Here is a 24,710-nt window from a genome sequence, read left to right on the forward strand (position 1 = left end):
CTTATTTTACTCTGAGGTATCTTTTTATCAACCACCTTTCTTGGAATTCCCTATGTTTGTATTATACAGGAAGCTCCATTGTTACGGCAACAACGAGCCTGTCGGGGAAAGAATTGGCATATTCCTTGAACTTCCCGCAAAAGTCTATAGCCGGGCTGCCGATTTTGGAATGTGCAGAGTTCGGAAGAAACGTTATTTCTTATGATTATATGGAAGAAAGGGGACAAGAGATTCGGCTTGGAAATATTTTCCATATGAATCATATGGAAAATAACAAGGTCATGTTAGGGCAAAAATCGCTTGCATCACATACATTTGTTACAGGAAGTACAGGTTCCGGAAAAAGTAATACCATTTATCAAATTTTAAGAAATGCCAGAAAAAATGGTGCTAAATTTCTGGTTATCGAACCTGCAAAGGGCGAATATAAGAATGTGTTCGGCAACATTAAGGGCATATCCGTATATGGAACTAATCTGGCGGTATCCCGCTTGCTGAGGATTAACCCCTTTAGTTTTCCAAAAGAAGTGCATATCCTGGAGCATCTTGACCGCCTGATTGAGATATTCAATGTGTGCTGGCCTATGTATGCGGCAATGCCGGCAGTGCTGAAGCATGCTGTGGAAAAATCATACATAGACTGTGGATGGGATTTGTTGCGTTCCTCAAATAAATATGGGAATGATTTCTATCCTGCATTTTCGGACGTGGCAGATAACATAAAGGATATTATCGATTCCAGCGAATATGACAATGAGAATAAGGGCGCTTACAAAGGATCCCTGCTCACAAGGCTACAGTCCCTTACTAATGGAATCAATGGGTTGATTTTTTCTCAGAATGAAATTCCGGATGTAGAATTATTTGATGAAAATGCGATAATAGATTTGAGCAGAGTCGGATCATCAGAAACAAAGGCTCTCATTATGGGAATGCTGGTACTTAAGCTGCAGGAATACCGTATGTCGAAAGCGAATGAAATGAATTCAGAATTGAAACATATTACAGTATTGGAAGAAGCGCATAATATCTTAAGGAGAACATCCACTGAGCAGTCAGCAGGAGGAGCAAATCTTCAGGGAAAGAGTGTGGAGATGCTTGCCAATGCGATAGCGGAAATGCGTACATATGGAGAAGGATTCATCATTGCGGATCAGGCACCGGGGCTTATGGACATGTCTGTAATCCGGAATACAAATACAAAAATAATTATGCGTCTGCCAGATCAATCGGACAGGGAACTGGTAGGAAAAGCGGCCAACCTGAATGATGACCAGATTACAGAGCTGGCAAAACTTCCATGTGGAGTTGCGGCGGTATATCAAAATGAATGGGTTCAGCCGGTGCTGTGCAAGGTGGACAGGTATGACGGATTATATAATTCATATTCGTATATTCCCCAAAACGACGATTATGGGGAAACAGAACTAAAAGGAGTAGAAGAATCCTTGCTGAGATGCATTATGGACAAAGAGCTTCTTGGAAAAGGCAATCACAGAGAGATTTGCAGACTGGAAAGCATGGTGATAAAATCAAGGCTAGATACATCTGTGAAACGTGATTTTATGGAATATATATTGGAAGAGAAAGAAGATGGGATAGAGGCATTAAGGATATTGATATATGATTTTTTGGCCGCAGAAGAAGCTATTAAGGCATCGCGGTATGCCCAAGATTTCTCTGAGTGGGTACAGTCAGTAGTACATAAGCTAAAGCCGTCCATTCAGGGTTATTCGAAGAAGCAAATTGATTTGGCAATGGCTCTGATCCTGTATGAACAGTCTCTCAGAGATAATGCATATGACGGCTTGTTTTGCCATTTTACAGAAATTTATAAGGAGAGAGGTGGTGTTTTTTAATGAATGAATTCAAAATAACAGATGTACCGGAAATCAAGAGTCCTGATTCAGAGATTTTTAGCATGAAAAAACCAGAAAGCAGTATGTCCGTGAAAGATGCGAGAGAATTTTGGGATAATAGGTTTAAGGGAGGGGAGGAGTCGGATGTAGGAGACAAAGGGAATTTAGAACAAGAAGTCGTGGATGGCAAAGTGCAATACTATGACGATAATGGTAATTTGTATCGAATAGATAAGGACTTGCTTCCCAATTGTGAATACGTGGTCAACAATTATGAATATAAGACTGATGAAATGGGACGGATTATATCTGCAGGAGGAAAGCTTCGCTTGAAAGAAGAGCAGAAATATGAACCTATAAAGGACTCGATACAAGATATAGGAAAGGGCAGTGAGCGTATGACAGATGACCGAGGCCATTTAATCGGAAGTCGCTTTGATGGAGGAGATGGACTTGAAAATGCAGTGCCCCAAGATGCGAAAATAAATAGGGGTGACTACAATGCGTTTGAAGGTACGCTTGCAAAAGCAGTTGAGGAGGGAAAAGATGTAAAAATAAAAGTAATACCTATTTATGAAGGGGATAGCAGAAGACCAACAACTATAGGTGTCACATATAGTATAAACGGTGAATTGAATATTCGGATTTTTCCGAATTCACGTGGAAAGGAGTAGTCTATGAACGAAAATATGTTTCAGAATATATTTGATAAGCTGCAAGAGGTTCTTCCACAAAAATGGGATAAGATAGTTTTTTATGCCAGCTATTTTCAAGGAAGTTATAATATGAAATACTTTATTGATTTAGGAGATGGGGAATATAAAGATTGCTTCAGCCTGGGAAATATACCTAACATGCAGTTAATGAAACTATTTATGGATATCAATAAAATTATATCACCAATCAGGGATTACTTGGAAGAGGCGTCAAAATGGAATGTAATAACAATGATTATTGAGGCAGATGGAAATTTCAAAACTCATTTTGACTACAGTGCCAAGAATGATAATTTTATATCATATGAGAAAGAATGGAAAAAATATTATTTAGGATGATTGGTCTGGATGCTGTACCATGGCAGACGGTGAATCGGGTCGGAAAACGGTTAGAGCTTATAAGTGATTGATAGTTATATAAGATAGTTGAAATATGCTTTTGGCATACCTGATTTTGAAATCTTTTATGCTTTGCGAAATAAGAAGGAGGAATCCCAAATGACATCATTCATTCAAGTGAAAGCGAAAAAGCTTACAGTACTAATAGTCACTGTTGCTGTTATTATCATCATTGTGGGAATATTTTATAAAGGATACTTAAGCGCCACAGAAAAATATGAAGCAACAATCCAAAGACTGGAGGAAGAGGTTGAGAGGCTTTCAGAACCGGTGGCTGTGTATGAGGAGGCCTCCAAGGAAATAGATATCCGTGTCATAAATGCGGAAATCCAGGATATCGGCGAACTTGCCACGATAGAATATCTATATACGGATGCTGGGAAGTTTGAAGACCCTGCGGAGCTGTTCGGAAAAGAGATTCCCTTTTCTTTCACCACGAAATCATTCATCGTAAAATGGGATGGTACTATCAAGGCCGGGGTGGATATCAGCAAAGTGACGGCAGAGGTAAATAAGGAAAAGAAAGAAATAGTCGTACATATCCCGGAGGCGGAAATCCTTTCCCATGAGATAGAAGATGACAGCATAGAGACCCTCGATGAAAAAGACGGCCTGTTCAATAAAATCAAAGTGGAGGATATCAGGGAGTTCGACATCAACAGCAAGGCTGCCATGGAGCAAAGAGCGATTGAAAATGGTCTTTTGGACAAGGCCTTTGAAAACGCGAAATCGATTATATATAAATTGCTGGATACAGATATGGTCGAGGAACTGGAATATAGCATTACATTCGAGACGATTAATGAATAAGCTAAAGAGGGGCATTATCTGGATTTATAGGGTAATGCCCCGTTCTTAATGTTAACGAATGTTAACGAATCCTTTTTTCAGCTTGACAAAATCCCATTCCCATATTATCCTAAATCTATGGACAACAAGTCCAAAGTCTCAATTTCAGGAATTTCTAAGGTTTAATAGCGTTTCTGCTGTTTTTCACTGGAAAGTACTACTTAAGATTCATCAAAAAATGGAAAAGGCAGGAGCGGTATCGCCTCAGGCGGCTCCTGCCGAAAGAAAGCAGGCTCTATGGAATGCATCATCCGAAATAAGCATCCATGGAAAGTCAAAAAGGAGGAGTCTATGGGGATAGAAAATGATGCGATATTGTCATATCTGGAAAACAACGGACGCTTCGCCGATTTGTTCAACCAGTGTTTCTTTGGAGGAAAGCAGTGGGTGAAGCCACAAGAATTGAAAGAGGGTTCAGAGGTTTACACGCCGTCCCCGAAGAGTAATCGCAGGCCAAGAATCCGCGACATCAAAAGACGATTAGAGTCGGGAGCCTGCCTGAAAGTCCTGGCGGTGGAGGCGCAAAGCGATGTAAGCTACATCATGCCCTGGCGCATCATGGAATACGATTGCAGGGAATACGAGAAGCAGATTCGGAAGATTCAGAGCGCCAACCAGAGTGCGGAGGAATCCGGCAGGAAAGGAATCTACGCCAGCACGGGGGAGCGCCTGTGGCGATACAGGCGGGAAGACCGCATCGCACCGATCTATACCATATGCCTCTATCATGGCCAGGAGAAATGGGATGGGCCCAAAGGACTGAAGGACATGGTGGATTTTGCCGCGGGCTGTTCCGAGGCTGAGAAGAGGGACTGGGAGAGCCGCTTCATAGATTACCCCATGCGCCTCATATGCGCCAACGAGCCCATGGACTGTTCCGGATTCCGGACATCTTTGGGCGCAGTGTTCGCCCTGCTTCCTTTCCGGAGCGACAGAGCGGGCCTGAAGCAGATGCTTGATAAAAATCCGTCATACGGCCGACTGGATGAAGAGACGGCAGAGACAATCGGCATCCTGATGGGAGTGGAAGGCTTTATGGAGCATAAAGAAGAATATAAGAAAGGGGAGACATATAATTTGTGCCAGGCAATTCGGGAAATGATAGAAGATGGTAGGATGGAAGGGCTGAAAGAGGGTATGAAAGAGGAAAAAACCAACGGCCTCCGCATTTTCATCCGGTCCAACCGTGATGACGGTGTGGCGGATGAGACGATTGCTGAAAAGCTGCAGAAATATTATTCCCTCAACAAAGAGGAGGCGTGGGAGGCGCTGTCCCATAACTGATGGGAGAAGTCCATGAAACAGCTGTGAAGGCCATATGAGATAAAATTGAATTACGACAACCTGTTCAAGGCTGCGCTTCGGCAAGGATGGCCGGAGACAATATCCAAAACTTTCACAAAAAATTAACAAAAAAATGCAATTCGTCCTATGCGAGTTGCGTTTTTTATGTTATACTGTTTAGGACAATAATCATGGGGGTATTTGCGGTTTTCCGATATACCCCGGTTAAGTCGTTAGTATTTATCTAATTATAAATGGAGGACTGAGAGCATGAGTACTACTTCAAAAGCGAGCCAAAGAATAACAGCTTTGCTCGATGACAACAGTTTCGTTGAAATCGGCGCACTTGTGACGGCAAGAGCCACTGATTTCAATATGAAACCCAACGAGACTCCTTCTGACGGTTGTATTACCGGCTATGGAGTGATCGGCGGGAAGCCTGTGTATGTGTACAGCCAGGATGCTTCCGTGATGAACGGGACTATCGGCGAGATGCATGCCAAGAAGATTGCGGGTCTCTATGATCTGGCGATGAAGACCGGCTCCCCTGTAATCGGACTGATTGATTCCGCAGGGCTGAGGCTGCAGGAGGCAACGGATGCGCTGAACGCTTTCGGCGCGATTTATATGAAGCAGACGTATGTATCTGGCATCATCCCCCAGATTACTGCCATTCTGGGAACCTGCGGAGGAGGGCTTGCCCTGTTCCCCACCCTGACTGACTTCACTTTCATGGAGGAGAAGAACGCGAAGCTTTTCGTCAATGCGCCCAATGCGCTGGACGGAAATGTGATAAGCAAATGCGATTCCTCCACAGCTGCGTTCCAGTCTGAGGAAAGCGGCATTGTGGATGTGGTGGCCGATGAAGCTACAGTCCTTTCCAAAATCAGGGATTTGATCGGTTTCCTGCCTTCCAACAGCAATGAGGGCAGCGATATCGTGGAGTGCACGGATGATCTGAACCGTGTGAACGAGGAGCTGGCAGGCTGCGCGGGAGACACTTCCATAGCGCTTTCCATCCTGGCTGACAGCAATGATTTCTTCGAGGTAAAGGCAGGCTATGCCAAGGATATGGTGGTAGGCTTCATAAAGCTGGACGGTGTGACCGTAGGCGCAGTGGCCAACCGCAGCGAGATATGCGACGAGGAAGGAAAGGTGGCTGAGAAGCTGGATGCTGTCCTGTCCAGGGAGGGATGCGAGAAAGCTGCTGATTTCGTGAACTTCTGCGACGCATTCGAGATTCCCGTGCTGACGCTGACGAATGTAAAGGGCTACAAGGCGACTATGTGCTCCGAAAAAGGAATCGCAAAGGCAGCCGCAAAGTTGACCTATGCTTTCGCGAACGCCACCGTTCCCAAGGTGAATGTGATCGTGGGCAAGGCTCTCGGCACTGCTGCCATCGCCATGAACTCCAAGGCTCTCGGCGCGGATATTACTTTTGCGTGGCCGGACGCTCAGGTTGGCGCCATGGAAGGAAAGCTTGCGGCGAAGATTATGTATGACGGTCAGGGCGCGGATGTGATTAATGAGAAAGCCTCTGAGTACGATGCGCTTAACTGCAGCGCCGGAAGCGCCGCCAGAAGAGGGTATGTCGACAGCATTGTAGAGCCCGCTGACACCAGAAAATACGTTATCGGCGCTTTTGAGATGCTCTTCACCAAGAGCGAGGACCGTCCCGCAAAAAAGCACGGAACTGTATAGAAAGGGTGATATAAAGATGAAGAAATTTATAGCCATACTGTGTATGATTACCTGTCTCTTCGGACTGACGGCCTGCGGAAGCGAAGCGGCGCTGTCAGAGTACGAACAGCGCAAGGTGGAGAACGCACAGCAGCTTGCGGACGAGATGGTCCTCTATCTCTTCGCCCAGTATATGGACGACGCGGCAGCGGAGTCTTTCGATGGATATACTGCAGGCGAAGTGGAGTATATACTGGAGAATCAGTATAATATCCGGGTGGATGGGAACGCATTCTTGACGGCAATCGATTCATTCCATTCCGCAAAGGCTTCCATAGGGACCATTACCGGAACCAATGGAAGCACGGCGACGATTGACGGCAGTCAGATCACCGTGGAGGTAGAGGTTACCGGCGAGCAGAAGAATGCCACGGCGGAAATCATTTTCTCCAATGACATGTTCCTGAAGCTGGAAGCCGCTGCCCTGAACCCCAAAGCATCCACAAGCGATTTGATGGGCAATGCGGCGCTGAATACGCTGATTGGTATGGGCACCGTGTTCGCGGTACTGATTCTGATCAGTCTGATTATCTCCGCGTTCAAGGTGATTCCGAAGATTCAGGCGAACATGGCAAAGAAGAAATCCGCTCCGGCGGAGGGCTCCGGCGTTGACAATGCGGTGACACAGATTGCGGAGCAGGAGGCAATCGTGGAAGAAGAGACGGACGACTGTGAGCTGGTGGCCGTCATAGCGGCAGCGATTGCAGCCAGCGAGGGCGCTGTCACCACAGACGGATTCGTAGTGCGCTCCATCAGGAGAAGATAGGTTAGGAAAAATAATAAATAAAAGCATTCTATTTTAGGAGGAAATAAAAAATGAAGAATTATACAATTACCGTGAACGGAAATGTATATGATGTAGTAGTAGAGGAAAACACGTCCGGCGCTCCCGTAGCGGCAAAGGCTCCCGCTGCTCCCAAGGCAGCACCGAAAGCTGCTCCTGCAGCCGCTCCCAAGGCAGCTCCCGCAGGCGGCGCAGGCAGCATCAAGATAGAGGCAGGTGCGGCAGGCAAGGTATTCAAGCTGGAGAAGAAAGTGGGCGATGCGGTAAAGAAAGGTGACGCAGTCGTCATTATCGAAGCGATGAAGATGGAAATCCCTGTTGTGGCTCCTGAAGACGGAACCGTTGCAAGCGTTGACGTGGCGGTAGGCGATGCCGTAGAGGCAGGCGCTGTACTGGCTACCATGAACTGACGCGGCGCAAGCGTTCATTCAAGGCAGTGATATACGGTAGAAAGCACTTTAACGGACTTTTTACCGTCAACAACAACAGGAGGTCAACAAATGGATTATATAGCTTCAACGCTAAACAATCTCGTTCATCAGACGGCATTCTTCAATCTGACCTGGGGAAACTATCTGATGATTGCGGTTGCATGCTTTTTCCTTTATCTGGCTATCCGGCATGAGTTCGAACCCTTGCTCCTGGTTCCGATAGCCTTCGGTATGCTGTTGGTGAACATCTATCCCGACATCATGCTTCACGCAGAAGACGCCTCCAACGGTGTGGGCGGTCTGCTGTACTATTTCTATGTACTGGACGAATGGGCCATCCTGCCTTCCCTGATTTTCATGGGTGTGGGTGCTATGACGGACTTCGGTCCCCTGATTGCCAACCCCAAGAGCTTCCTTCTGGGCGCGGCGGCGCAGTTCGGCATTTTCGCGGCATATTTCGGGGCCATCTTCATGGGCTTCAACGATATGGCGGCGGCAGCCATCTCCATCATCGGCGGTGCAGACGGACCTACATCCATCTTCCTGGCCAGCAAGCTGGGGCAGACGGCAATCATGGGGCCTATCGCAGTGGCGGCGTATTCCTACATGTCGCTGGTGCCCATCATCCAGCCGCCTATCATGAAGCTGCTGACTACGAAAGAAGAGCGGAAAATCAAGATGGGCCAGCTTCGTCCGGTTTCCAAGCTGGAGAAGATACTGTTCCCTATCGTCGTTACGATTGTGGTATGTCTGATTCTTCCTACCACGGCTCCTCTGGTAGGCATGCTGATGCTGGGCAACCTGTTCAGGGAATCCGGCGTGGTACGTCAGCTGACAGAGACGGCTTCCAATGCCCTGATGTATATCGTGGTCATATTGCTGGGCACTTCTGTAGGTGCTACCACCAGCGCGGAGGCCTTCCTGAACTGGGATACGCTTAAGATTGTGGCACTGGGCCTGATTGCGTTCATGTTCGGCACGGCAGCAGGTGTGCTGTTCGGCAAGATTATGTGTAAGGCTACCCATGGCAAGATTAACCCGCTGATTGGTTCTGCTGGTGTGTCTGCCGTTCCCATGGCAGCCCGTGTATCCCAGAAAGTAGGTGCGGAGTCGGATCCTACCAACTTCCTGCTGATGCATGCAATGGGACCTAACGTGGCAGGCGTTATCGGAACAGCTGTCGCTGCCGGTACCTTTATGGCTATCTTTGGGGTATTCTAAGTCGAAATAAGATTCTTTCAAAGAATAAAATAATATGGAGGAAATTCGTAAATGTCAGAACAAGGAAAAACACCGATTAAAATTACGGAAACGATACTGCGTGACGCGCATCAGTCTCTGATTGCCACCAGAATGCCCACGGATTTCATGCTTCCCATCGTGGAGAAGATGGATAAGGTAGGATATCATTCCGTGGAGTGCTGGGGCGGCGCTACCTTTGACGCTTCCCTTCGTTTCCTGAAGGAGGATCCCTGGGACAGGTTGAGAAAGCTGCGCGACGGCTTCAAGAACACGAAGCTGCAGATGCTGTTCCGCGGACAGAATATCTTAGGCTACAGACCTTACGCTGACGATGTGGTGGATGCCTTCGTGCAGAAATCCATCGCCAACGGCATCGATATCATCCGTATCTTCGACTGCCTGAACGACCTGCGCAACCTGCAGGAGGCTGTAAACGCCACCAACCGCATGAAGCAGCAGGAGGGCAGAGGACATGCGCAGATAGCCCTGTCCTATACGCTGGGCGATGCCTACACCCTGGAGTACTGGGCAAGCACTGCCAAGAAGATTGAGGAGATGGGGGCGGATTCCATCTGTATCAAGGACATGGCAGGCCTGCTGGTGCCTTACAAGGCTTCCGAGCTGATCAAGGCCATGAAGGAGAACACCAAGCTGCCCATCCAGCTGCACACGCACTATACTTCCGGCGTGGCCAGCATGACTTACCTTAAGGCAGTAGAGGCAGGCGTGGACGTCATCGATACGGCTATGAGTCCTTTCGCTCTGGGAACCTCCCAGCCCGCCACCGAGGTCATGGTAGAGACCTTCCGCGGCACGCCTTACGACACGGGCTTCGACCAGAACCTGCTGGCGGAGATTGCGGACTACTTCCGTCCTTACCGTGACGAGTGCCTGAAGAGCGGCCTGCTCAATCCCAAGGTCATGGGCGTGGACATCAAGACTTTGCTGTACCAGGTGCCCGGCGGCATGCTCTCCAACATGGTGAGCCAGCTGAAGGAGCAGAACGCGGAAGACAGATATTACGATGTGCTCAGGGAGATTCCCGAGGTCCGCAAAGACCTGGGCGAGCCCCCTCTGGTCACGCCTTCTTCCCAGATCGTGGGCACACAGGCCGTGTTCAACGTACTGATGGGCGAGCGCTACAAGATGGCCACCAAGGAGACCAAGGCAGTGCTGCGCGGCGAGTATGGCCAGACCATTAAGCCCATGAACCAGGAAATCATCGACAAGGTCATCCCCGGCGAGGAGCGGATTACCTGCCGCTATGCGGATATGATTGAGAACGAGATGGATAAGCTGGAAAGCGAGATGAGCGAGTGGAAGCAGCAGGACGAGGACGTGCTCTCCTATGCCCTATTCCCTCAGGTAGCCACCGACTTCTTCAAGTACCGCCAGGCTCAGCAGGACAAGGTGGATATGACCCAGGCGGATACCAAGAATGGAGCGTATCCTGTGTAAAGTTTTCTGATATTTGAAAAGCATAAAGAAAACGACGGAAAGTGCCGATACATGGTAAGCGGCAGGCATACTGTATCGGCGCTTTCTGCCTTTTTATATTTTTTGGAGATTCTATATGTATTCTATCTCATTTGTTAAGACGGAACCGCAATTGAAACAGGTTTTGGATTTTTGCTACGGCATCTTGGGGCAGCATCTTCGGGGTATTTCGCCCTACAGATATGAGGATTGGAAAGAACGGATTGAGAGAGACAGTAAATTACTGGTGTACGCACATGAAGACGGCAATGTGGTATCTGCCGTCCTGGGAAGGCGGGAAAATGCGGAAAGCCTGGTATGTGGCTTTGTGGCCTGTGAAATCGGCCACAGACGGCAGGGCATTACCCAAAAATTGATGGATATATTTGAGGCAGAGGCGGTCCAGGCGGGATTCCGGTATATCACGCTGGGTTCTGAGGAGGACGGCTTCTATGAAAAATGTGGCTTTCACGTAATAAATGAAATGCATGGACAGAAAATCTATCAGAAATTATTACGGAGGGATAGCCCAAATGACATTTTTGTCAAAAAGAGAGATTGTTGATCTGATAGAACAGATAACAAATTGCCAGGATAAAAGTGAGGAAGAAATCGACAGATTGATAGATATATAAACGGCATTTAATTCTTGCCAGTCACATAGCACAGCCGGTCATGCCGTTTATCCGGTTTTTGGCAAGATTTAATTGCTGCAGATATAGATTGGAGCGGGGCGTTCTCGACCCACAGATTTCGGATTATGTCTTCTGGAGCGACATGACAGCGGAAGAGATAGCGGACAAGGCATTGGGGTACAAGCCCATAGAATTGTGAGCCTGTGTCTGTATCATCAGGGACTCCTTGGGGAGGAGACATGGGGCAGGGATTGGAAAGAGAATAATTATTGGAAAGAGAATAATCATAAGTAGAGAATAGATCAGAGGGGAACCGGAAAGGGCACCGACAGGAGAAGTACGGATAAATAAAAGATTTGGATGAGAAGAATCGGAACAGGAGCAAGCGGGCTTTGGGCAGAGTAATCGTCATAGGCGGCGGAGCCGCGGGCATGATGGCTGCTGTGGCGGCGGCAGAAAGCGGCGGCAGCGTATGTCTCATAGAGAAAAATGAAAAACTGGGGAAAAAGCTGTTCATCACCGGCAAGGGGCGCTGCAATGTCACCAATGCCGGGGATATGGAGACGCTTCTGGCCAATGTGTGCACCAACAGCAAGTTCCTGTACAGCGCCTTTTATGGTTACGACAACCGGGAGGTGATGGCGTTCCTGGAGCGGGAGGGCTGTCCGCTGAAGACAGAGCGGGGAGACAGGGTCTTTCCGGTTTCGGATCATTCCTCGGATGTGATCGGGGCCTTTCAGAGGGCGCTGAAGCGGCTTGGGGTGAAGGTGATGCTGAATACGCGGGTCAAGGGCCTGATGCTGGAGGAGGAATCCGAAGGGGAGAGAGCCATTGGAGCGGAAGGGATTGCTGGAAGAAAAAGAGTTGCCGGAGAGGAGAGAGCCGTCAGAGCGGAAGGGACTGCGGGAAGGGAGAGAACTGTCGGAGCCGGGAGAGTCATCGGTGTGGAGCTGGCGGACGGAAGGAAGCTTTTGGCGGACTGCTGCATTGTCTGCACCGGCGGGATTTCCTACCCTTCCACAGGATCCACCGGGGACGGCTACCGCTTCGCGGAGGAGACCGGCCATACGCTGACGCAGCGCCGCCCTTCGCTGGTGCCTTTCAATATCCGGGAGGAATGGTGCGGGCAGCTGATGGGACTGACGCTGAAGAACGTGTCCGTACGGCTGTACTGTCAGGGGATGGAAAAAGGGCATTCCATGGAAAAAGGGCATTCCAGGGAGGTCTATCGGGGCTTCGGGGAGATGCTGTTCACCCATTTCGGCGTCAGCGGCCCGCTGATTCTCTCCGCCAGCAGCTTTATCGGGCAGAAAGGAAAGAAATCCGGGAAAAAGGGGCCGGAGGAAGAGGGAGCAAGGCTTACCATCGACCTAAAGCCCGCCCTGAGCGAGGAGCAGCTGGACAGGCGTCTGCTGCGGGATTTCGAGGAGAACAAGAATAAACGGTTCGGGAACGCGCTGGGAGGGCTTTTCCCCCAGAAGCTGATTCCGGTGATGCGGGACTTGTCGGGCATCCACCCGGACAAGAAGGTCAATGAAATCACCAGGGAGGAGCGCAGGGCTTTTGTGGGCCTGATCAAGAACTTGCCCCTGACGGTGACAGGGCTGCGGGGCTATGAGGAAGCCGTCATCACAAAGGGCGGCGTATCGGTGAAGGATATCAATCCCTCCACCATGGAATCCAAAAAGGTGAAGGGGCTGTATTTTGCCGGGGAAGTGCTGGACCTGGACGCGCTGACGGGAGGCTTCAATCTGCAGATAGCCTGGTCTACAGGGCATCTGGCGGGGAAATGCGCGGGAGCGCCTGCAACTGATAGTTGAGAAGGGAGAACAGGAGAAGAGGACAGATGGGATTTAACGTGGCGGTTGACGGGCCTGCGGGAGCGGGAAAGAGTACCATCGCGAAAGCGGCGGCCAAGGAATTGAATCTGATTTACGTGGACACAGGGGCCATGTACCGGGCCATTGCACTGTTCATGCTGCGGGAGGGGGTGGATTTGTCGGACAGACAGGCAATCATTGAGAAATGTCCCCGGGCCGATGTCACTATACGGTATGAGGACGGCGTACAGGTGGTGTTCCTGAACGGAGAGAATGTGAATGCGTTTCTGCGCACGGAAGAGGTGGGGGAGACAGCGTCTGTCATCAGCCCCATCCCGGAGGTGCGGAAAAATATGGTGGCGCTTCAAAAAGAATTGGCCGCCCACAGCGACTGTATCATGGACGGCAGAGACATCGGCACCTGTGTGCTGCCCGATGCCCGGCTGAAAATCTATCTCACTGCCAGCAGCGAGGTGCGGGCAAAGAGAAGATATGACGAGCTGGCCGCAAAAGGGGTAGAAAGCGATTTTCAGAAAATCAAAGCGGATATTGAAGAGCGCGACTACCGGGACATGCACAGAGAAATCTCGCCGTTGAAAAAGGCGGAAGACGCTGTCATAGTGGATACTTCGGACATGACTGTGGATGAGGTCATAGCCTCCATCCTCAAACTGTGCAGAGACGCACGGCAGAGGTAGGCCGGAGGGATTCTTATATGGAAGTGAAGCTGGCTGAGTGCATGGGATTCTGCTTCGGCGTGAAGCGCGCGGTGGATACCGTGTATGAACAGATAAAAAAAGGGAAAACTATATATACCTACGGCCCTGTCGTGAACAACGAAGAAGTGGTAAAGGAGCTGGCGGAAAAGGGAGTCAGGGTGCTTTGGTCGAAAGAGGAGCTCATGGGGCTTTCCTCGGGCAGCGTCATCATCCGTGCCCATGGCGTACCTGAGGAAATCTACCATATCCTGAAAGAGAGGAATCTGGAGTGTATTGATGCTACCTGTCCGTTCGTAAAAAGAATTCACAATATCGTGGAGAAAGAGAGCGGGGAGGGGCGGCATATCGTCATCGTCGGGAATGCGGGCCATCCGGAAGTGGAGGGTATCATAGGATGGTGCAGAGGCCCTGTCACAGTGCTGAAAGACCTGTCTGAAGCGGAGGATTTTCGGCCTCCGGAAAGGGAAAAACTGTGCGTGGTCTCGCAAACGACATATAACTACAATAAATTTCATAATATAGTTGAAATTTTGGAAAAAAAAGGTTATAATAGTAGTGTTGTGAATACTATCTGTAATGCGACGGAGGAGCGCCAATGCGCGGCGAAAGCCCTTGCAGCGGAGGCTGACGTTATGATTATAATAGGGGGAAAGCATAGCTCCAATACCAGAAAACTCTATGAGATATGCGCGGAGGAATGTACCCACACCTATTTTATACAGACACTGGATGACTTGCATTTAGAACTGCCTAAATCGGTCCGCCTGGTGGGTATCACCGCGGGGGCTTCCACCCCAAATAAATTAATCGAGGAGGTTCAAAGATATGTCAGAATTAACTTTTGAACAAATGCTGGAAGATCCGAATTCTATTAGGACAATACATTCAGGGGAGGTAGTCGAAGGCACAGTTATTGACGTGAAGCCGGAGGAAATCGTCTTGAACATCGGGTACAAGTCGGACGGTATCCTCTCAAAGAACGAGTATACCAATGATTCCGGTGTGGATTTGTCTACAGTTGTGAAGCCCGGCGATACCATGGAAGTGAAGGTGCTGAAGGTAAATGACGGTGAGGGCCAGGTGGTTCTGACTTACAAGCGTCTTGCCGCCGACAGAGGCAACAAGAGAATCGAGGAGGCTTATAACAGCGGCGAAGTGCTCAGGGCGACTGTGGCGCAGGTGTTAGAGGGCGGATTGAGCGTTGTATATGAAGAGGTGAGAGTATTCATCCCTGCCAGCTTGGTGTCCGATACTTATGAGAGGGATCTGGGCAAGTATCTGGGACAGGAGATAGAGTTCGTCATCAGCGAGTACAATCCCAAGAGGAGAAGATATATCGGTGACCGCAGGCAGCTGATTGCGGCCAGGAAAGCCGAGATGCAGAGAGAACTGTTTGAGAGAATCCATGAGGGCGATGTGGTGGAAGGCGTTGTCAAGAACGTCACGGACTTCGGCGCATTTGTTGATTTGGGCGGCGCTGACGGCCTGCTCCACATTTCGGAGATGTCCTGGGGGCGCGTAGAGCATCCCAAGAAGGTCTTCAAGGTAGGCGACAAGCTGACTGTCCTGATTAAAGAGATTAATGGCAGCAAGGTTGCCCTGTCCTTAAAGTTCGAGGATCAGAATCCCTGGAGGGACGCGGCAGACAAGTACGCCATTGGCAATATCGTGACCGGCAAGGTCGCCAGAATGACCGACTTCGGCGCATTCGTTGAACTGGAGCCCGGCGTGGATGCACTGCTCCATGTATCCCAGATTTCCAAGGAGCATGTGGAGAAGCCTGCGGACGTGCTGAGCGTAGGCCAGGAAGTTACGGCGAAAATCGTTGATTTCAACGAAGCCGACAGAAAGATTTCCCTGAGTATCAAGGCGATAGCAGCGTCTGGCGCTGCACAGGCCGATCAGGATGTGGTTCCCGTTGACATCGAAGCGGTAATCACGGCGCAGGCGGAGGAAGATGCCCAGTAAATAAAAGATGGTAACTGCCATGATATTTGATTATGAGTATTTCAAAAGAGAAGTACTGACATTGACAGGAATCAACCTGAGCTGTTACAAGGAAAGCCAGATGAAGCGCCGGATCGACAATCTGATTTCCAAGAACAGGGTAGTGGGCTATGAAAAATATATAGCCTGTCTTAAGACGGACAGGAGAATGTTTGAGGAATTTGTCAACCATATCACTATCAATGTGTCGGAATTTTACAGAGATTCCAATCAATGGAAAGTGATGGAAGAGAAAGCGATTCCCGAACTGATTCAGAGATTCGGCAAGAATCTGAAAGTGTGGAGCGCTGCCTGTTCCACGGGAGATGAGCCTTATTCGCTGGTGATGGCCATGTCCAGGCATCTGCCCCTGAACAATATCAGGATAAATGCTACGGATTTGGACAAACAGGTTATCGAAATAGCGAAGAGGGGGATATATCCCGAGAAGAGCATCGCGGCTGTACCGGCGGATTTGAAGCGGAGATTTTTCAGACAGACAGGCACCGAGTACAAGATTTCGGATGAAATCAAGTCAAGAGTGGAGTTCAGGGAGCATAATCTTTTGAAAGATGCTTATCCCACTGGCTGCCATTTGATTGTGTGCCGCAATGTGTTGATATATTTTACCGAGGAGGTCAAGAATCAGATATTCCAAAAGTATCACAGTTCTCTGGTGACAGGGGGCCTGTTGTTCATCGGTGCTTCGGAGCAGATTATCAACCATAAAGAGATTGGCTTTTTCAGAAAAAGTGCCTTCTTTTATCAGAAAGCATAATTGATTACAACTAGAGGGAAACGGCGGCAAGAGAAGAAATTTTCTTGCTGCCGTTTCTCATTTCAACATTTGTATCTGACTGAAAGCAAAGAATCAATAGCTGGAGGCTATCATGTTCAGCACATGGCTGGCATAGGTGGAGAATGCCTGCCGGTCCTTTTTCAGCTCGTCCGTCAGCTCAAAGAAGAGTTCCCGGCTCTTGTAATCGCGCTTGAAAAAGGGTGAGAACACGAAATCCCACTGGGGCAGATAACTGGACACCTTGCGGGTGTAGCAGCTGGCGGCAGAGGCGGGCAACCGGTATGCCTTATCCACGAAGCCGGCCACGGACTTGTGGAGCGCCACGTCCTCCGTGGGGAGATAGTAGTAATCGTGGTAATTGGAATAGAAGTACTTCAGTTCCTCCTCAAAGATGGGAATCTTCAGGGAGCAGTCCGCACCGTCCCCTCTGAAATAACAGCTGTTGGCGTTCGCGGAAACCGGTTTCGGCAAGGGAGTGCCCAGCTGGAACAGGATGAGCAGTTCCTTGCGCCTGTTTCCGTTTGAATCTTTGTAGGAGTTGGCCTGTACCCGTTTAGCTTTCAGCGGCTGGTTGAACAGGTCGTAATAGGAAAGTATGTTCAGGGTCTCCAGCATTCCTTTCAAATCGTCCGCGTTGTGCAGGAGCAGCGCGTTCTCGGAGTATTCTGAGGGGTTCTTGATATAGTCGTGGTAAATGCCGATTAGTTCACCGCCGGAGAATACATCCCTTCGCTCCACTTCCAGAAACTGCTCCAGAGTTCTCTGCTTGCAGTTGGGGAGTTTCAGGAAATATTTGTAGGGGGCTATTCTGCGGTAGATGTCGATGCCCTGGAAGTTATCGAAATGGTAAGGCAGAGAGTGCTGCGCACATTTCTGCGTGATGAAAGGCAGATCGAAGTTGTTGCCGTTAAAATGGATCAGATAGCGGTAGGGCCTGGCGAAAGCGAAGAAAGCTTCCAGGATCTCCAGCTCCTGCTCGTAGGACTGTGCCATCCACTGTATGGTGTTCCATTTCCCATCTGAAAAATAGGCACATCCGATCAGGTACAGATAGGAGGATTTGGCGGTGAAGCCTGTGGTCTCAATGTCGAGAAATAGGACACGCTCCAAGGGCGCGATCCTGTCCAGCGGATAAGTTATCGAAAAGTTCTCCAATGTTTCCTCAGATATTCTCATGACAGCCTCCGTTTCGGTTTACATTTACAGTGTTAACTTAGAACTTCTTAGTCATGGTGCTTTGCTGACTTAGGAGTTCTTTACACAGTGTGTAACTTAGAAGTTCTTAGTCAGCGTACTTTGCTGACTTAGGAGTTCTTTACACAGTGTGTAACTTAGAAGTTCTTAGTCAGCGTACTTTGCTGACTTAGAACTTCTTTACACACTATGATAACACATTTTTAAAATTTCCAGTAGTATTTTCCGAAAAAAAATAGTATATTTAAAGTATCTGTGAAGAGCAGGCAAAGACTTTGAGAAAGGACTTAAGATAACATGGCAAAGTTGACATTTGTGGGGGGCATACACCCCTATGATGGAAAGGATTTGTCCAAGGACAAGCCGATTGCGGACATCCTGCCGGGCGGCGAGCTGGTATATCCCCTGTCCCAGCACATCGGAGCGCCGGCCAAGCCCGTGGTGGCAAAGGGGGACAGAGTGCTGGCGGGACAGAAAATCGCCGAGAGCGGCGGATTCGTCTCGGCGCCCATCTACGCGTCCGTGTCCGGCACGGTGAAGGCTATCGAGGTCAGGCGGGTGGTCACCGGCGACATGGTCATGAGCATCGTGGTGGAGAATGACGGACAGTACGAGGACGTGGGCTTTGAACCCAGGGAGAGCGCGGAGAAACTGTCCAGAGAGGAGATCATCGGCATCATAAGGGAAGCCGGAATCGTAGGCATGGGAGGAGCGGGGTTCCCCACCCATGTAAAGCTGTCTCCCAAAGAGCCGGAAAAGATTGATTTTGTGATTGCGAACTGCGCGGAGTGCGAGCCCTATCTGACCTCGGACTACCGCAGGATGCTGGAGGAGCCGGAGAAGCTGGTGGGAGGGCTTCGAATCATCCTGCAGCTGTTCCCGGGTGCGTCAGGCATCCTGGCGGTGGAGGACAACAAGCCGGACTGCATCACGAAGCTGAGATCCCTGGTCAGGGACGACCCGAAAATCTGCGTCAAGGCCTTAAAGACAAAATATCCTCAGGGCGGTGAGCGGCAGCTGATTTACGCCACCACCGGCAGAAAGATAAATTCCACCATGCTCCCGGCGGATGTGGGATGCGTGGTGAACAATGTGGACACCGTGGTGGCGGTCTGGCGGGCGGTGATGGAGGGGAGGCCCCTGATAGAGCGCATCGTCACGGTTACGGGGGATGCCGTCGCAAGTCCTCAGAATTTCCGGGTGCGGATAGGCACCAGCTACGGCGAGGTGCTGGAGGCAGCTGGCGGATTTAAAGGTAAGCCGGAGAAAGTCATCTGCGGAGGCCCTATGATGGGATTTGGTATGTTTGATTTGAATGTGCCCACTACCAAAACCTCCACGGCGCTGCTGGCGCTGTCGAAAGACGATGTGTCGGCTATGGAGCCGGGGCCCTGCATCAACTGCGGGCGCTGCGTGGAGGTCTGCCCGGGGAGGGTTATCCCCAGCAGGCTGGCGGACTATGCGGAGCGCTTCGACGAGGAGGCGTTCCTGGAGAACCATGGCATGGAATGCTGCGAGTGCGGCTGCTGCAGCTTCATCTGTCCGGCGAAGAGGCCTCTGACCCAGCAGATCAAGTCCATGCGCAAGATACAGCTGGCCAAAAAGAAAAAATAAATGAAATCGATAGAAACCATAGAAGAAAAGCATTCTAGGAGAAAAAGACATGAGCGAATTGTTCAAAGTATCATCTAATCCTCATATTCGTTCCAGAGTGGCCACCAACGGGCTGATGATGGCAGTCATCATAGCGCTGATGCCGGCCACAGGATTTGGGATTTATAATTTCGGCCCAAGGGCGCTGGCGGTCATCACGGTGACCATCGCCAGCACGATTCTGACGGAATATTTCTTTGGGCTTTATAAAAAGAAACTGACGATTACGGATTTGTCCGCGGTGGTGACAGGGCTGCTGCTGGCGCTGAACCTGCCGGTGAACATCCCGCTGTGGATGGCGGCGCTGGGCGGCGTCTTCGCCATCCTTGTGGTGAAGATGCTCTTCGGAGGCCTGGGACAGAATTTCATGAATCCGGCGCTGGCGGCAAGGTGCTTTATGCTGATATCTTTCCCCACAGCCATGACAGCCTTTGAATGCGATGCCTACACGGGCGCTACGCCCCTGGCGGCGCTGAAAGCGGGAGAGGCCGTGGACGTGCTGGACATGGTGATAGGGCGCACTTCCGGCACCATCGGCGAGACTTCCGTGATTGCCATTTTGACAGGGGCCTGCATATTGATTTTGACCGGGGTCATCGACTTGCGGATTCCCGGCAGCTACATAGTGACTTTTGTTCTTTTTGCGGGCATTTTCGGCGGACATGGATTCCATCCGGCCTACCTTGCGGCGCAGCTGTCCGGCGGCGGCCTGATGCTGGGCGCGTTCTTCATGGCCACTGATTATGTGACCAGGCCGATTACGATAAAGGGACAATATGTATACGGAATTCTGCTCGGACTGCTGACGGGAATCTTCCGTATCTTCGGGCCCGGCGCGGAGGGCGTCTCCTATGCCATCATTCTGGGCAATCTTCTGGTGCCGCTGATTGAGAAGTATACGAAGCCCACTGCTTTCGGATACCAGAAAGGAGGGAAGCGCCGTGAAAAATAAAAGTGATTTCAGCGTGATGCTGAAAGAGGCAGGAATCCTTTTTGCCATTACCCTGATTGCGGGCCTGGTCTTAGGCGTGGTCAATGAACTGACCAAGGACCGCATACGCATCCAGCAGGAGAAAGCGGTGCAGGAGGCCTGTGCGGCGGTATTCCAGGAGGCTGCGTCCTTTGAAGAGACGGAATATGAGCCGGACGAGGCGCTGGCGCAGGAACTTGGGAGCACCGGCGTGAAAATCGGCAGCGTTTATCAGGCCCTTGGCAGCGATGGAAATCAGCTGGGGGTGGTGGTGGAGTCCGTCTCCACTGAAGGATACGGCGGCAATATCGTGCTGTACCTGGGCGTGACCAACGAGGGGATGCTGAATGACATCTCCATCCTGGAGATATCGGAGACGCCGGGGCTGGGAATGCTGGCGCCGGAGGAGCTGGTGCCCCAGTTCCATGAAAAGAATGTGGACAGCTTTGCGTACACCAAGACAGGCGCTGCCGCCGAGAATGAAATCGACGCGATTTCCGGCGCCACCATAACCACCAGAGCGGTCACCAATGCGGTGAACGGCGGCCTGAAAGCGGCGCAGGAGTTGACGGAGGGAGGTGCCTCGAATGAATAAAGCGGGAGAAAGGCTTTTCAACGGCCTGGTAAAAGAAAATCCCACCTTTGTGCTGATGCTGGGCATGTGCCCCACATTGGCTGTGACTACATCGGCCATGAACGGCCTTGGCATGGGCCTTACTACTATGGTAGTACTGGCTCTGAGCAACCTGATCATATCCCTGCTGCGGAATATTATCCCCAACCGGGTGCGCATTCCGGCGTTCATCGTCATAATCGCATCTTTCGTCACGGCGGTGCAGCTGCTCTTAGAGGCTTTTATCCCGGCGCTGAACAAGTCGCTGGGCGTGTATATTCCTTTGATCGTGGTAAACTGTATCATCCTTGGGCGTGCGGAGAGCTACGCCTACTCCAACCCCGTGATTCCGTCTCTGTTTGACGGTATCGGCATGGGGCTGGGATTCACCTTTGCCCTGACCTGCATCGGCGCGGTGAGGGAGCTTCTGGGGGCCGGCGAGCTGTTCGGCCTGGAGCTGATGCCGGATTCCTTTGTACCTATCCGTATCTTCGGTCAGGCGCCGGGGGCGTTCTTCGTGCTGGCGGCGCTGGTGGCCCTGCAGAACTATATCAAGAATGTCCGGAAAAAGGCCGGGAAGAGCTATGAAAAGATTGGTTCCGGGTGCAGCGAGGATTGTATGAACTGTTCGGAAAAAGGCTGCACGAAGCGCTTCTACGACGAGAACAGGGCGCAGAAAGCCACGAATACGGATAAGGAGGACAGATAAATGGGAATGGAGAATGTAAAAGAGCTGCTTGTCATTTTGATTGGATCCTCTTTGGTGAGCAATGTGGTTCTCAGCCAGTTTTTGGGGCTGTGCCCTTTCCTGGGCGTGTCCCGCAAGACCAACACGGCGGCGGGCATGGGAGCGGCGGTCATCTTCGTCATCACCCTTGCCAGCGCGGTGGCGGGCGTAATCTACCGCGCCGTGCTGGTCAGGTTCCATGTGGAGTATCTGGAGACGATTGTATTCATTCTGGTAATTGCCGCGCTGGTGCAGTTCGTGGAGATGTTCCTGCGCAAGGCCATGCCGGCGCTCTACGAGGCCCTGGGCGTGTATCTGCCCCTGATTACAACGAACTGCGCCGTGCTGGGCGTGGCGATTACCAACGTGCAGAAAGAGTACGGCATCCTGGCCGGTATCGTGAACGGATTTGCCACGGCGGTGGGCTTCACCATTGCCATCGTGATTCTGGCCGGAATCCGCGAGAAGCTGGAGTACAACGATATTCCCGAATCTTTCAGGGGCATGCCTGTGGTGCTGCTGACGGCAGGACTGATGGCGATTGCTTTCTGCGGATTTTCAGGCTTATTGTAGGCATCAGTCCTCTGCCGCACCCGGGGGCAGGATGGACGGATGCGGAATTGGATGATACTACATAACGCCAGTTGGCTAAAAGTATATGACTGGCGTTATGCAGTCGGGTTACTCGGAAATTTAAACTGTTAAACAGTATAAAATAAGGAGATAGACCATGAGCATAACTGGAGTATTGACTGCCACCGCCGTAGTGGGCGTGGTAGGAATCTTCGTAGGACTCTTTTTGGGAGTCGCGGGTATCAAGTTCAGAGTAGAAGTTGACGAGAAAGAGGAGGCGGTGCTGGCCGCGCTGCCGGGCAACAACTGCGGCGGCTGCGGCTACGCGGGCTGCAGCGGCCTGGCCTCCGCCATAGCGAAAGGGGAGGCCCCTGTGAACGCCTGTCCCGTAGGCGGAGCCCCGGTGGGAGAGAAGATTGCGGCCATCATGGGAGTGGAAGCGGGCGCCTCGGAGAGAAAGACGGCGTTCGTGGCCTGCATGGGAGACTGTGAGAAAGCGAAGCAGGACTATGACTATTACGGTGCCCAGGACTGCCGGATGGCGGGCTTCGTGCCAGGCGGCGGGCCGAAAGCCTGCAACAGCGGCTGCCTTGGCTTCGGCTCCTGCGTAAAGGCCTGCCCGTTTGACGCCATTCATGTAGTAAACGGCGTGGCAGTGGTGGACAAAGAGGCCTGCAAGGCCTGTGGGAAGTGCGTGGAGGCCTGTCCCAAGCATCTGATTTCTCTGGTTCCCTATGACGCGAAATACGCAGTGGCCTGCAGCTCCTCGGACAAGGGGCCCGTGACCATGAAAGTCTGTCAGGCGGGCTGCATCGGCTGCGGACTCTGCGCCAGGAACTGTCCTGCCCAGGCTGTGGAGGTAAAGGACTTCCATGCCGCCATCGATCAGGAGAAATGTACGGGCTGCGGAACCTGTGTGGAGAAGTGCCCGAAGAAATGTATCATAGCGAGACGGTAGAACGTATGATATTGATTTGTTTTCAGAAAGGAGGCGAGGCCAGTGAAGATGCCGGAAGATTTTGACGATCATTCCAGTCTGGCTCCTACGGTGGTCATGTCCATACTGGCGGTGACGCTGTTCGTGGCGCTGATTCTGGTGATGGTATTGTTTTTGAATCATAAGCCGAAGAGCACCCAGACCGCAAAGGGCTCACAGCAGGCGGATTCCGCCCAGGCCATACAGGAGGCCGCGTCCCCTGTCATTTTATATCCGGAGACAGACGAGCTGGTGAGCGGAAGTGGGCTGCACCCGGATGACTTCGATTTCTGGGATATGTATCCCGAGGAGACAGCGACGCCTGAACCTACGGAGGAGCCTGAGGAGACGGCTGCTCCGGAGGACGACCCGTCCACGGACGGAAAGCATACGCTGGTACAGTACGCGGACGGAAAGGAGGAGTGGGTCCTGATCAGTCCTTATCTGCCCAAGCATGAATATGACTTTACGAAGCTGGTCTGCCAGTCGGATCTGATGAAATATTATGAGAACGGCAAACAGGTCTCCTATGTGGGAGTGGATATCTCGAAATTTCAGGATTATGTGGATTTCGTGAAGGTGAAAAAGGCCGGAATCGATTTTGTCATGATTCGTCTGGGCGCAAGGGGCTATGGAACAGGACAGCTGATTCTGGACGAATATTTTCATGACAATATCAAGCGGGCCACGGACGCGGGGCTGGCTGTTGGCGTCTACTTTTACTCTCAGGCCATCTCCGAGGCGGAGGCCGTAGAGGAGGCGAATATGGTCATCGAGAACCTGAGGGATTACGCGATCAGCTACCCGGTGGCCTTTGACATGGAACTGGTGGACAATGACGCAGCCAGAACGGAAATCCTGACCCGGGATGAGAAGACCACCATCGCCAAGACTTTCATGGACACGATTACCGCCGCGGGCTATAAGACGCTGCTGTACGGCAACAAGGAGTGGCTGATCAAGGAGATTGACATGTCCAAGCTGACGGCGTACGACGTGTGGCTCTCCCAGGCGGCTGACATCCCGGATTATCCCTATAAGTTCTCCATGTGGCAGTACAGCTATGAGGGCTTTGTGGACGGTATTACGGGATATGTGGATATGAATATCAGCTTTGTCAATTATTCGGAGAAGTAGCCTTTTATGTAAGGATTACCCGGATTTTTCCCAATATTCGCAAGATTTTGCCGGACAACAGATCTATTTTGAAAAGTTGTCTCATATATTGATATATCGGACAGGCATTTTTGAGACGAAGCAGGGAA

The 24,710-nt window shown here is 50.8% G+C and carries 25 protein-coding genes; 24 read left to right on the plus strand and 1 reads right to left on the minus strand.

The genetic code is table 11. The annotated features are described in order from the left end of the window. The 17 genes from NFS35_RS21905 to NFS35_RS21985 form a co-directional block, all read left to right on the plus strand. The coding region (locus NFS35_RS21905) for an ATP-binding protein (protein WP_251209194.1) at nucleotides 1-1,859 on the plus strand (1,859 nt) is incomplete at its 5' end. Further along, nucleotides 1,859-2,533: a DNA/RNA non-specific endonuclease gene (locus NFS35_RS21910; RefSeq protein ID WP_251209195.1), complete on the plus strand. Its 675-nt coding sequence runs from the start codon at nucleotides 1,859-1,861 to the stop codon at nucleotides 2,531-2,533. The genes NFS35_RS21905 and NFS35_RS21910, both read left to right, overlap by 1 nt. A 3-nt stretch (nucleotides 2,534-2,536) precedes the next feature. Then, entirely contained in the window at nucleotides 2,537-2,914 is a 378-nt protein-coding gene (locus tag NFS35_RS21915; RefSeq protein ID WP_251209196.1) for an immunity protein YezG family protein, read from the plus strand. Nucleotides 2,915-3,073: 159 nt separating this feature from the next. Next, nucleotides 3,074-3,784 carry a DUF4230 domain-containing protein gene (locus NFS35_RS21920; protein ID WP_251209197.1) on the plus strand — a complete coding sequence of 237 codons (711 nt, stop codon included), beginning with the start codon at nucleotides 3,074-3,076 and terminating at the stop codon, nucleotides 3,782-3,784. Between the two features lie 330 nt (nucleotides 3,785-4,114). Continuing rightward, on the plus strand, nucleotides 4,115-5,107 hold the full coding sequence (locus NFS35_RS21925) for a hypothetical protein (RefSeq protein WP_251209198.1): 993 nt from the start codon (nucleotides 4,115-4,117) through the stop codon (nucleotides 5,105-5,107). A gap of 270 nt (nucleotides 5,108-5,377) precedes the next feature. Then, entirely contained in the window at nucleotides 5,378-6,808 is a 1,431-nt protein-coding gene (locus tag NFS35_RS21930; protein ID WP_251209199.1) for an acyl-CoA carboxylase subunit beta, read from the plus strand. Nucleotides 6,809-6,824: 16 nt separating this feature from the next. Beyond that, nucleotides 6,825-7,613 (plus strand): OadG family protein, encoded by a 789-nt coding sequence (locus NFS35_RS21935; protein ID WP_251209200.1) that lies wholly within the window; start codon nucleotides 6,825-6,827, stop codon nucleotides 7,611-7,613. A 50-nt stretch (nucleotides 7,614-7,663) separates the two neighbouring features. After that, nucleotides 7,664-8,041, plus strand: a complete 378-nt coding sequence (locus NFS35_RS21940; RefSeq protein ID WP_251209201.1) for an acetyl-CoA carboxylase biotin carboxyl carrier protein subunit — start codon at nucleotides 7,664-7,666, stop codon at nucleotides 8,039-8,041. Between the two features lie 90 nt (nucleotides 8,042-8,131). Next, nucleotides 8,132-9,283, plus strand: coding sequence for a sodium ion-translocating decarboxylase subunit beta (locus NFS35_RS21945; RefSeq protein ID WP_251209202.1), 1,152 nt, complete (start codon nucleotides 8,132-8,134; stop codon nucleotides 9,281-9,283). 51 nt (nucleotides 9,284-9,334) lie between these two features. Beyond that, nucleotides 9,335-10,762 (plus strand): oxaloacetate decarboxylase subunit alpha, encoded by a 1,428-nt coding sequence (locus NFS35_RS21950; RefSeq protein ID WP_251209203.1) that lies wholly within the window; start codon nucleotides 9,335-9,337, stop codon nucleotides 10,760-10,762. A 151-nt stretch (nucleotides 10,763-10,913) separates the two neighbouring features. After that, the gene (locus NFS35_RS21955; RefSeq protein ID WP_251209204.1) at nucleotides 10,914-11,345 is read left to right on the plus strand and encodes a GNAT family N-acetyltransferase; all 432 of its coding nucleotides are present in this window, start codon (nucleotides 10,914-10,916) and stop codon (nucleotides 11,343-11,345) included. A 128-nt stretch (nucleotides 11,346-11,473) separates the two neighbouring features. Continuing rightward, the gene (locus tag NFS35_RS21960; protein WP_251209205.1) at nucleotides 11,474-11,614 is read left to right on the plus strand and encodes a hypothetical protein; all 141 of its coding nucleotides are present in this window, start codon (nucleotides 11,474-11,476) and stop codon (nucleotides 11,612-11,614) included. Nucleotides 11,615-11,807: 193 nt separating this feature from the next. Beyond that, nucleotides 11,808-13,235, plus strand: coding sequence for a BaiN/RdsA family NAD(P)/FAD-dependent oxidoreductase (locus tag NFS35_RS21965; RefSeq protein WP_251209257.1), 1,428 nt, complete (start codon nucleotides 11,808-11,810; stop codon nucleotides 13,233-13,235). Between the two features lie 26 nt (nucleotides 13,236-13,261). Further along, on the plus strand, nucleotides 13,262-13,933 hold the full coding sequence (cmk, locus tag NFS35_RS21970) for a (d)CMP kinase (protein WP_251209206.1): 672 nt from the start codon (nucleotides 13,262-13,264) through the stop codon (nucleotides 13,931-13,933). A 17-nt stretch (nucleotides 13,934-13,950) separates the two neighbouring features. Continuing rightward, nucleotides 13,951-14,799, plus strand: a complete 849-nt coding sequence (gene ispH, locus NFS35_RS21975; protein ID WP_251209207.1) for a 4-hydroxy-3-methylbut-2-enyl diphosphate reductase — start codon at nucleotides 13,951-13,953, stop codon at nucleotides 14,797-14,799. Next, nucleotides 14,780-15,922, plus strand: coding sequence for a 30S ribosomal protein S1 (gene rpsA / locus NFS35_RS21980; RefSeq protein ID WP_251209208.1), 1,143 nt, complete (start codon nucleotides 14,780-14,782; stop codon nucleotides 15,920-15,922). Before ispH ends, rpsA begins: the two co-directional genes overlap by 20 nt. A 19-nt stretch (nucleotides 15,923-15,941) precedes the next feature. Further along, the gene (locus NFS35_RS21985; RefSeq protein WP_251209209.1) at nucleotides 15,942-16,718 is read left to right on the plus strand and encodes a CheR family methyltransferase; all 777 of its coding nucleotides are present in this window, start codon (nucleotides 15,942-15,944) and stop codon (nucleotides 16,716-16,718) included. 93 nt (nucleotides 16,719-16,811) lie between these two features. Here the strand turns inward: NFS35_RS21985 and NFS35_RS21990 are convergent, their stop codons facing one another. Further along, nucleotides 16,812-17,915, minus strand: a complete 1,104-nt coding sequence (locus tag NFS35_RS21990) for a ribonuclease H-like domain-containing protein (protein WP_251209210.1) — start codon at nucleotides 17,913-17,915, stop codon at nucleotides 16,812-16,814. Nucleotides 17,916-18,230: 315 nt separating this feature from the next. On the opposite strand from NFS35_RS21990, the gene rsxC reads away from it, so the two are divergent. From rsxC to NFS35_RS22025, 7 genes are all read left to right on the plus strand, one after another. Continuing rightward, nucleotides 18,231-19,547, plus strand: coding sequence for an electron transport complex subunit RsxC (gene rsxC, locus NFS35_RS21995; RefSeq protein WP_251209211.1), 1,317 nt, complete (start codon nucleotides 18,231-18,233; stop codon nucleotides 19,545-19,547). A 49-nt stretch (nucleotides 19,548-19,596) separates the two neighbouring features. Then, the gene (locus NFS35_RS22000) at nucleotides 19,597-20,538 is read left to right on the plus strand and encodes an RnfABCDGE type electron transport complex subunit D (protein ID WP_251209212.1); all 942 of its coding nucleotides are present in this window, start codon (nucleotides 19,597-19,599) and stop codon (nucleotides 20,536-20,538) included. Next, nucleotides 20,528-21,151, plus strand: a complete 624-nt coding sequence (locus NFS35_RS22005) for an RnfABCDGE type electron transport complex subunit G (protein WP_251209213.1) — start codon at nucleotides 20,528-20,530, stop codon at nucleotides 21,149-21,151. Before NFS35_RS22000 ends, NFS35_RS22005 begins: the two co-directional genes overlap by 11 nt. Further along, complete coding sequence (gene rsxE, locus NFS35_RS22010) at nucleotides 21,144-21,878, plus strand: electron transport complex subunit RsxE (protein WP_251209214.1); 735 nt, start codon at nucleotides 21,144-21,146, stop codon at nucleotides 21,876-21,878. Before NFS35_RS22005 ends, rsxE begins: the two co-directional genes overlap by 8 nt. A gap of 6 nt (nucleotides 21,879-21,884) precedes the next feature. After that, the gene (locus NFS35_RS22015; RefSeq protein WP_251209258.1) at nucleotides 21,885-22,469 is read left to right on the plus strand and encodes an electron transport complex protein RnfA; all 585 of its coding nucleotides are present in this window, start codon (nucleotides 21,885-21,887) and stop codon (nucleotides 22,467-22,469) included. Between the two features lie 157 nt (nucleotides 22,470-22,626). Next, nucleotides 22,627-23,427, plus strand: coding sequence for an RnfABCDGE type electron transport complex subunit B (locus tag NFS35_RS22020; RefSeq protein WP_251209215.1), 801 nt, complete (start codon nucleotides 22,627-22,629; stop codon nucleotides 23,425-23,427). 48 nt (nucleotides 23,428-23,475) lie between these two features. Next, the gene (locus tag NFS35_RS22025; protein WP_251209259.1) at nucleotides 23,476-24,582 is read left to right on the plus strand and encodes a glycoside hydrolase family 25 protein; all 1,107 of its coding nucleotides are present in this window, start codon (nucleotides 23,476-23,478) and stop codon (nucleotides 24,580-24,582) included. Nucleotides 24,583-24,710 lie beyond the last annotated feature (128 nt).

Source organism: Acetatifactor aquisgranensis (assembly GCF_943193215.1).
Taxonomy (GTDB): domain Bacteria; phylum Bacillota; class Clostridia; order Lachnospirales; family Lachnospiraceae; genus Acetatifactor; species Acetatifactor aquisgranensis.

Coding starts and splice junctions, on each gene's coding strand:
- NFS35_RS21910 (WP_251209195.1), top strand. CDS start 1,859: ATGAATGAATTCAAAATAACAGATGTACCGGAAATCAAGAGTCCTGAT.
- NFS35_RS21915 (WP_251209196.1), top strand. CDS start 2,537: ATGAACGAAAATATGTTTCAGAATATATTTGATAAGCTGCAAGAGGTT.
- NFS35_RS21920 (WP_251209197.1), top strand. CDS start 3,074: ATGACATCATTCATTCAAGTGAAAGCGAAAAAGCTTACAGTACTAATA.
- NFS35_RS21925 (WP_251209198.1), top strand. CDS start 4,115: ATGGGGATAGAAAATGATGCGATATTGTCATATCTGGAAAACAACGGA.
- NFS35_RS21930 (WP_251209199.1), top strand. CDS start 5,378: ATGAGTACTACTTCAAAAGCGAGCCAAAGAATAACAGCTTTGCTCGAT.
- NFS35_RS21935 (WP_251209200.1), top strand. CDS start 6,825: ATGAAGAAATTTATAGCCATACTGTGTATGATTACCTGTCTCTTCGGA.
- NFS35_RS21940 (WP_251209201.1), top strand. CDS start 7,664: ATGAAGAATTATACAATTACCGTGAACGGAAATGTATATGATGTAGTA.
- NFS35_RS21945 (WP_251209202.1), top strand. CDS start 8,132: ATGGATTATATAGCTTCAACGCTAAACAATCTCGTTCATCAGACGGCA.
- NFS35_RS21950 (WP_251209203.1), top strand. CDS start 9,335: ATGTCAGAACAAGGAAAAACACCGATTAAAATTACGGAAACGATACTG.
- cmk (WP_251209206.1), top strand. CDS start 13,262: ATGGGATTTAACGTGGCGGTTGACGGGCCTGCGGGAGCGGGAAAGAGT.
- ispH (WP_251209207.1), top strand. CDS start 13,951: ATGGAAGTGAAGCTGGCTGAGTGCATGGGATTCTGCTTCGGCGTGAAG.
- rpsA (WP_251209208.1), top strand. CDS start 14,780: ATGTCAGAATTAACTTTTGAACAAATGCTGGAAGATCCGAATTCTATT.
- NFS35_RS21985 (WP_251209209.1), top strand. CDS start 15,942: ATGATATTTGATTATGAGTATTTCAAAAGAGAAGTACTGACATTGACA.
- NFS35_RS21990 (WP_251209210.1), bottom strand. CDS start 17,915: ATGAGAATATCTGAGGAAACATTGGAGAACTTTTCGATAACTTATCCG.
- rsxC (WP_251209211.1), top strand. CDS start 18,231: ATGGCAAAGTTGACATTTGTGGGGGGCATACACCCCTATGATGGAAAG.
- NFS35_RS22000 (WP_251209212.1), top strand. CDS start 19,597: ATGAGCGAATTGTTCAAAGTATCATCTAATCCTCATATTCGTTCCAGA.
- rsxE (WP_251209214.1), top strand. CDS start 21,144: ATGAATAAAGCGGGAGAAAGGCTTTTCAACGGCCTGGTAAAAGAAAAT.
- NFS35_RS22015 (WP_251209258.1), top strand. CDS start 21,885: ATGGAGAATGTAAAAGAGCTGCTTGTCATTTTGATTGGATCCTCTTTG.
- NFS35_RS22020 (WP_251209215.1), top strand. CDS start 22,627: ATGAGCATAACTGGAGTATTGACTGCCACCGCCGTAGTGGGCGTGGTA.
- NFS35_RS22025 (WP_251209259.1), top strand. CDS start 23,476: ATGCCGGAAGATTTTGACGATCATTCCAGTCTGGCTCCTACGGTGGTC.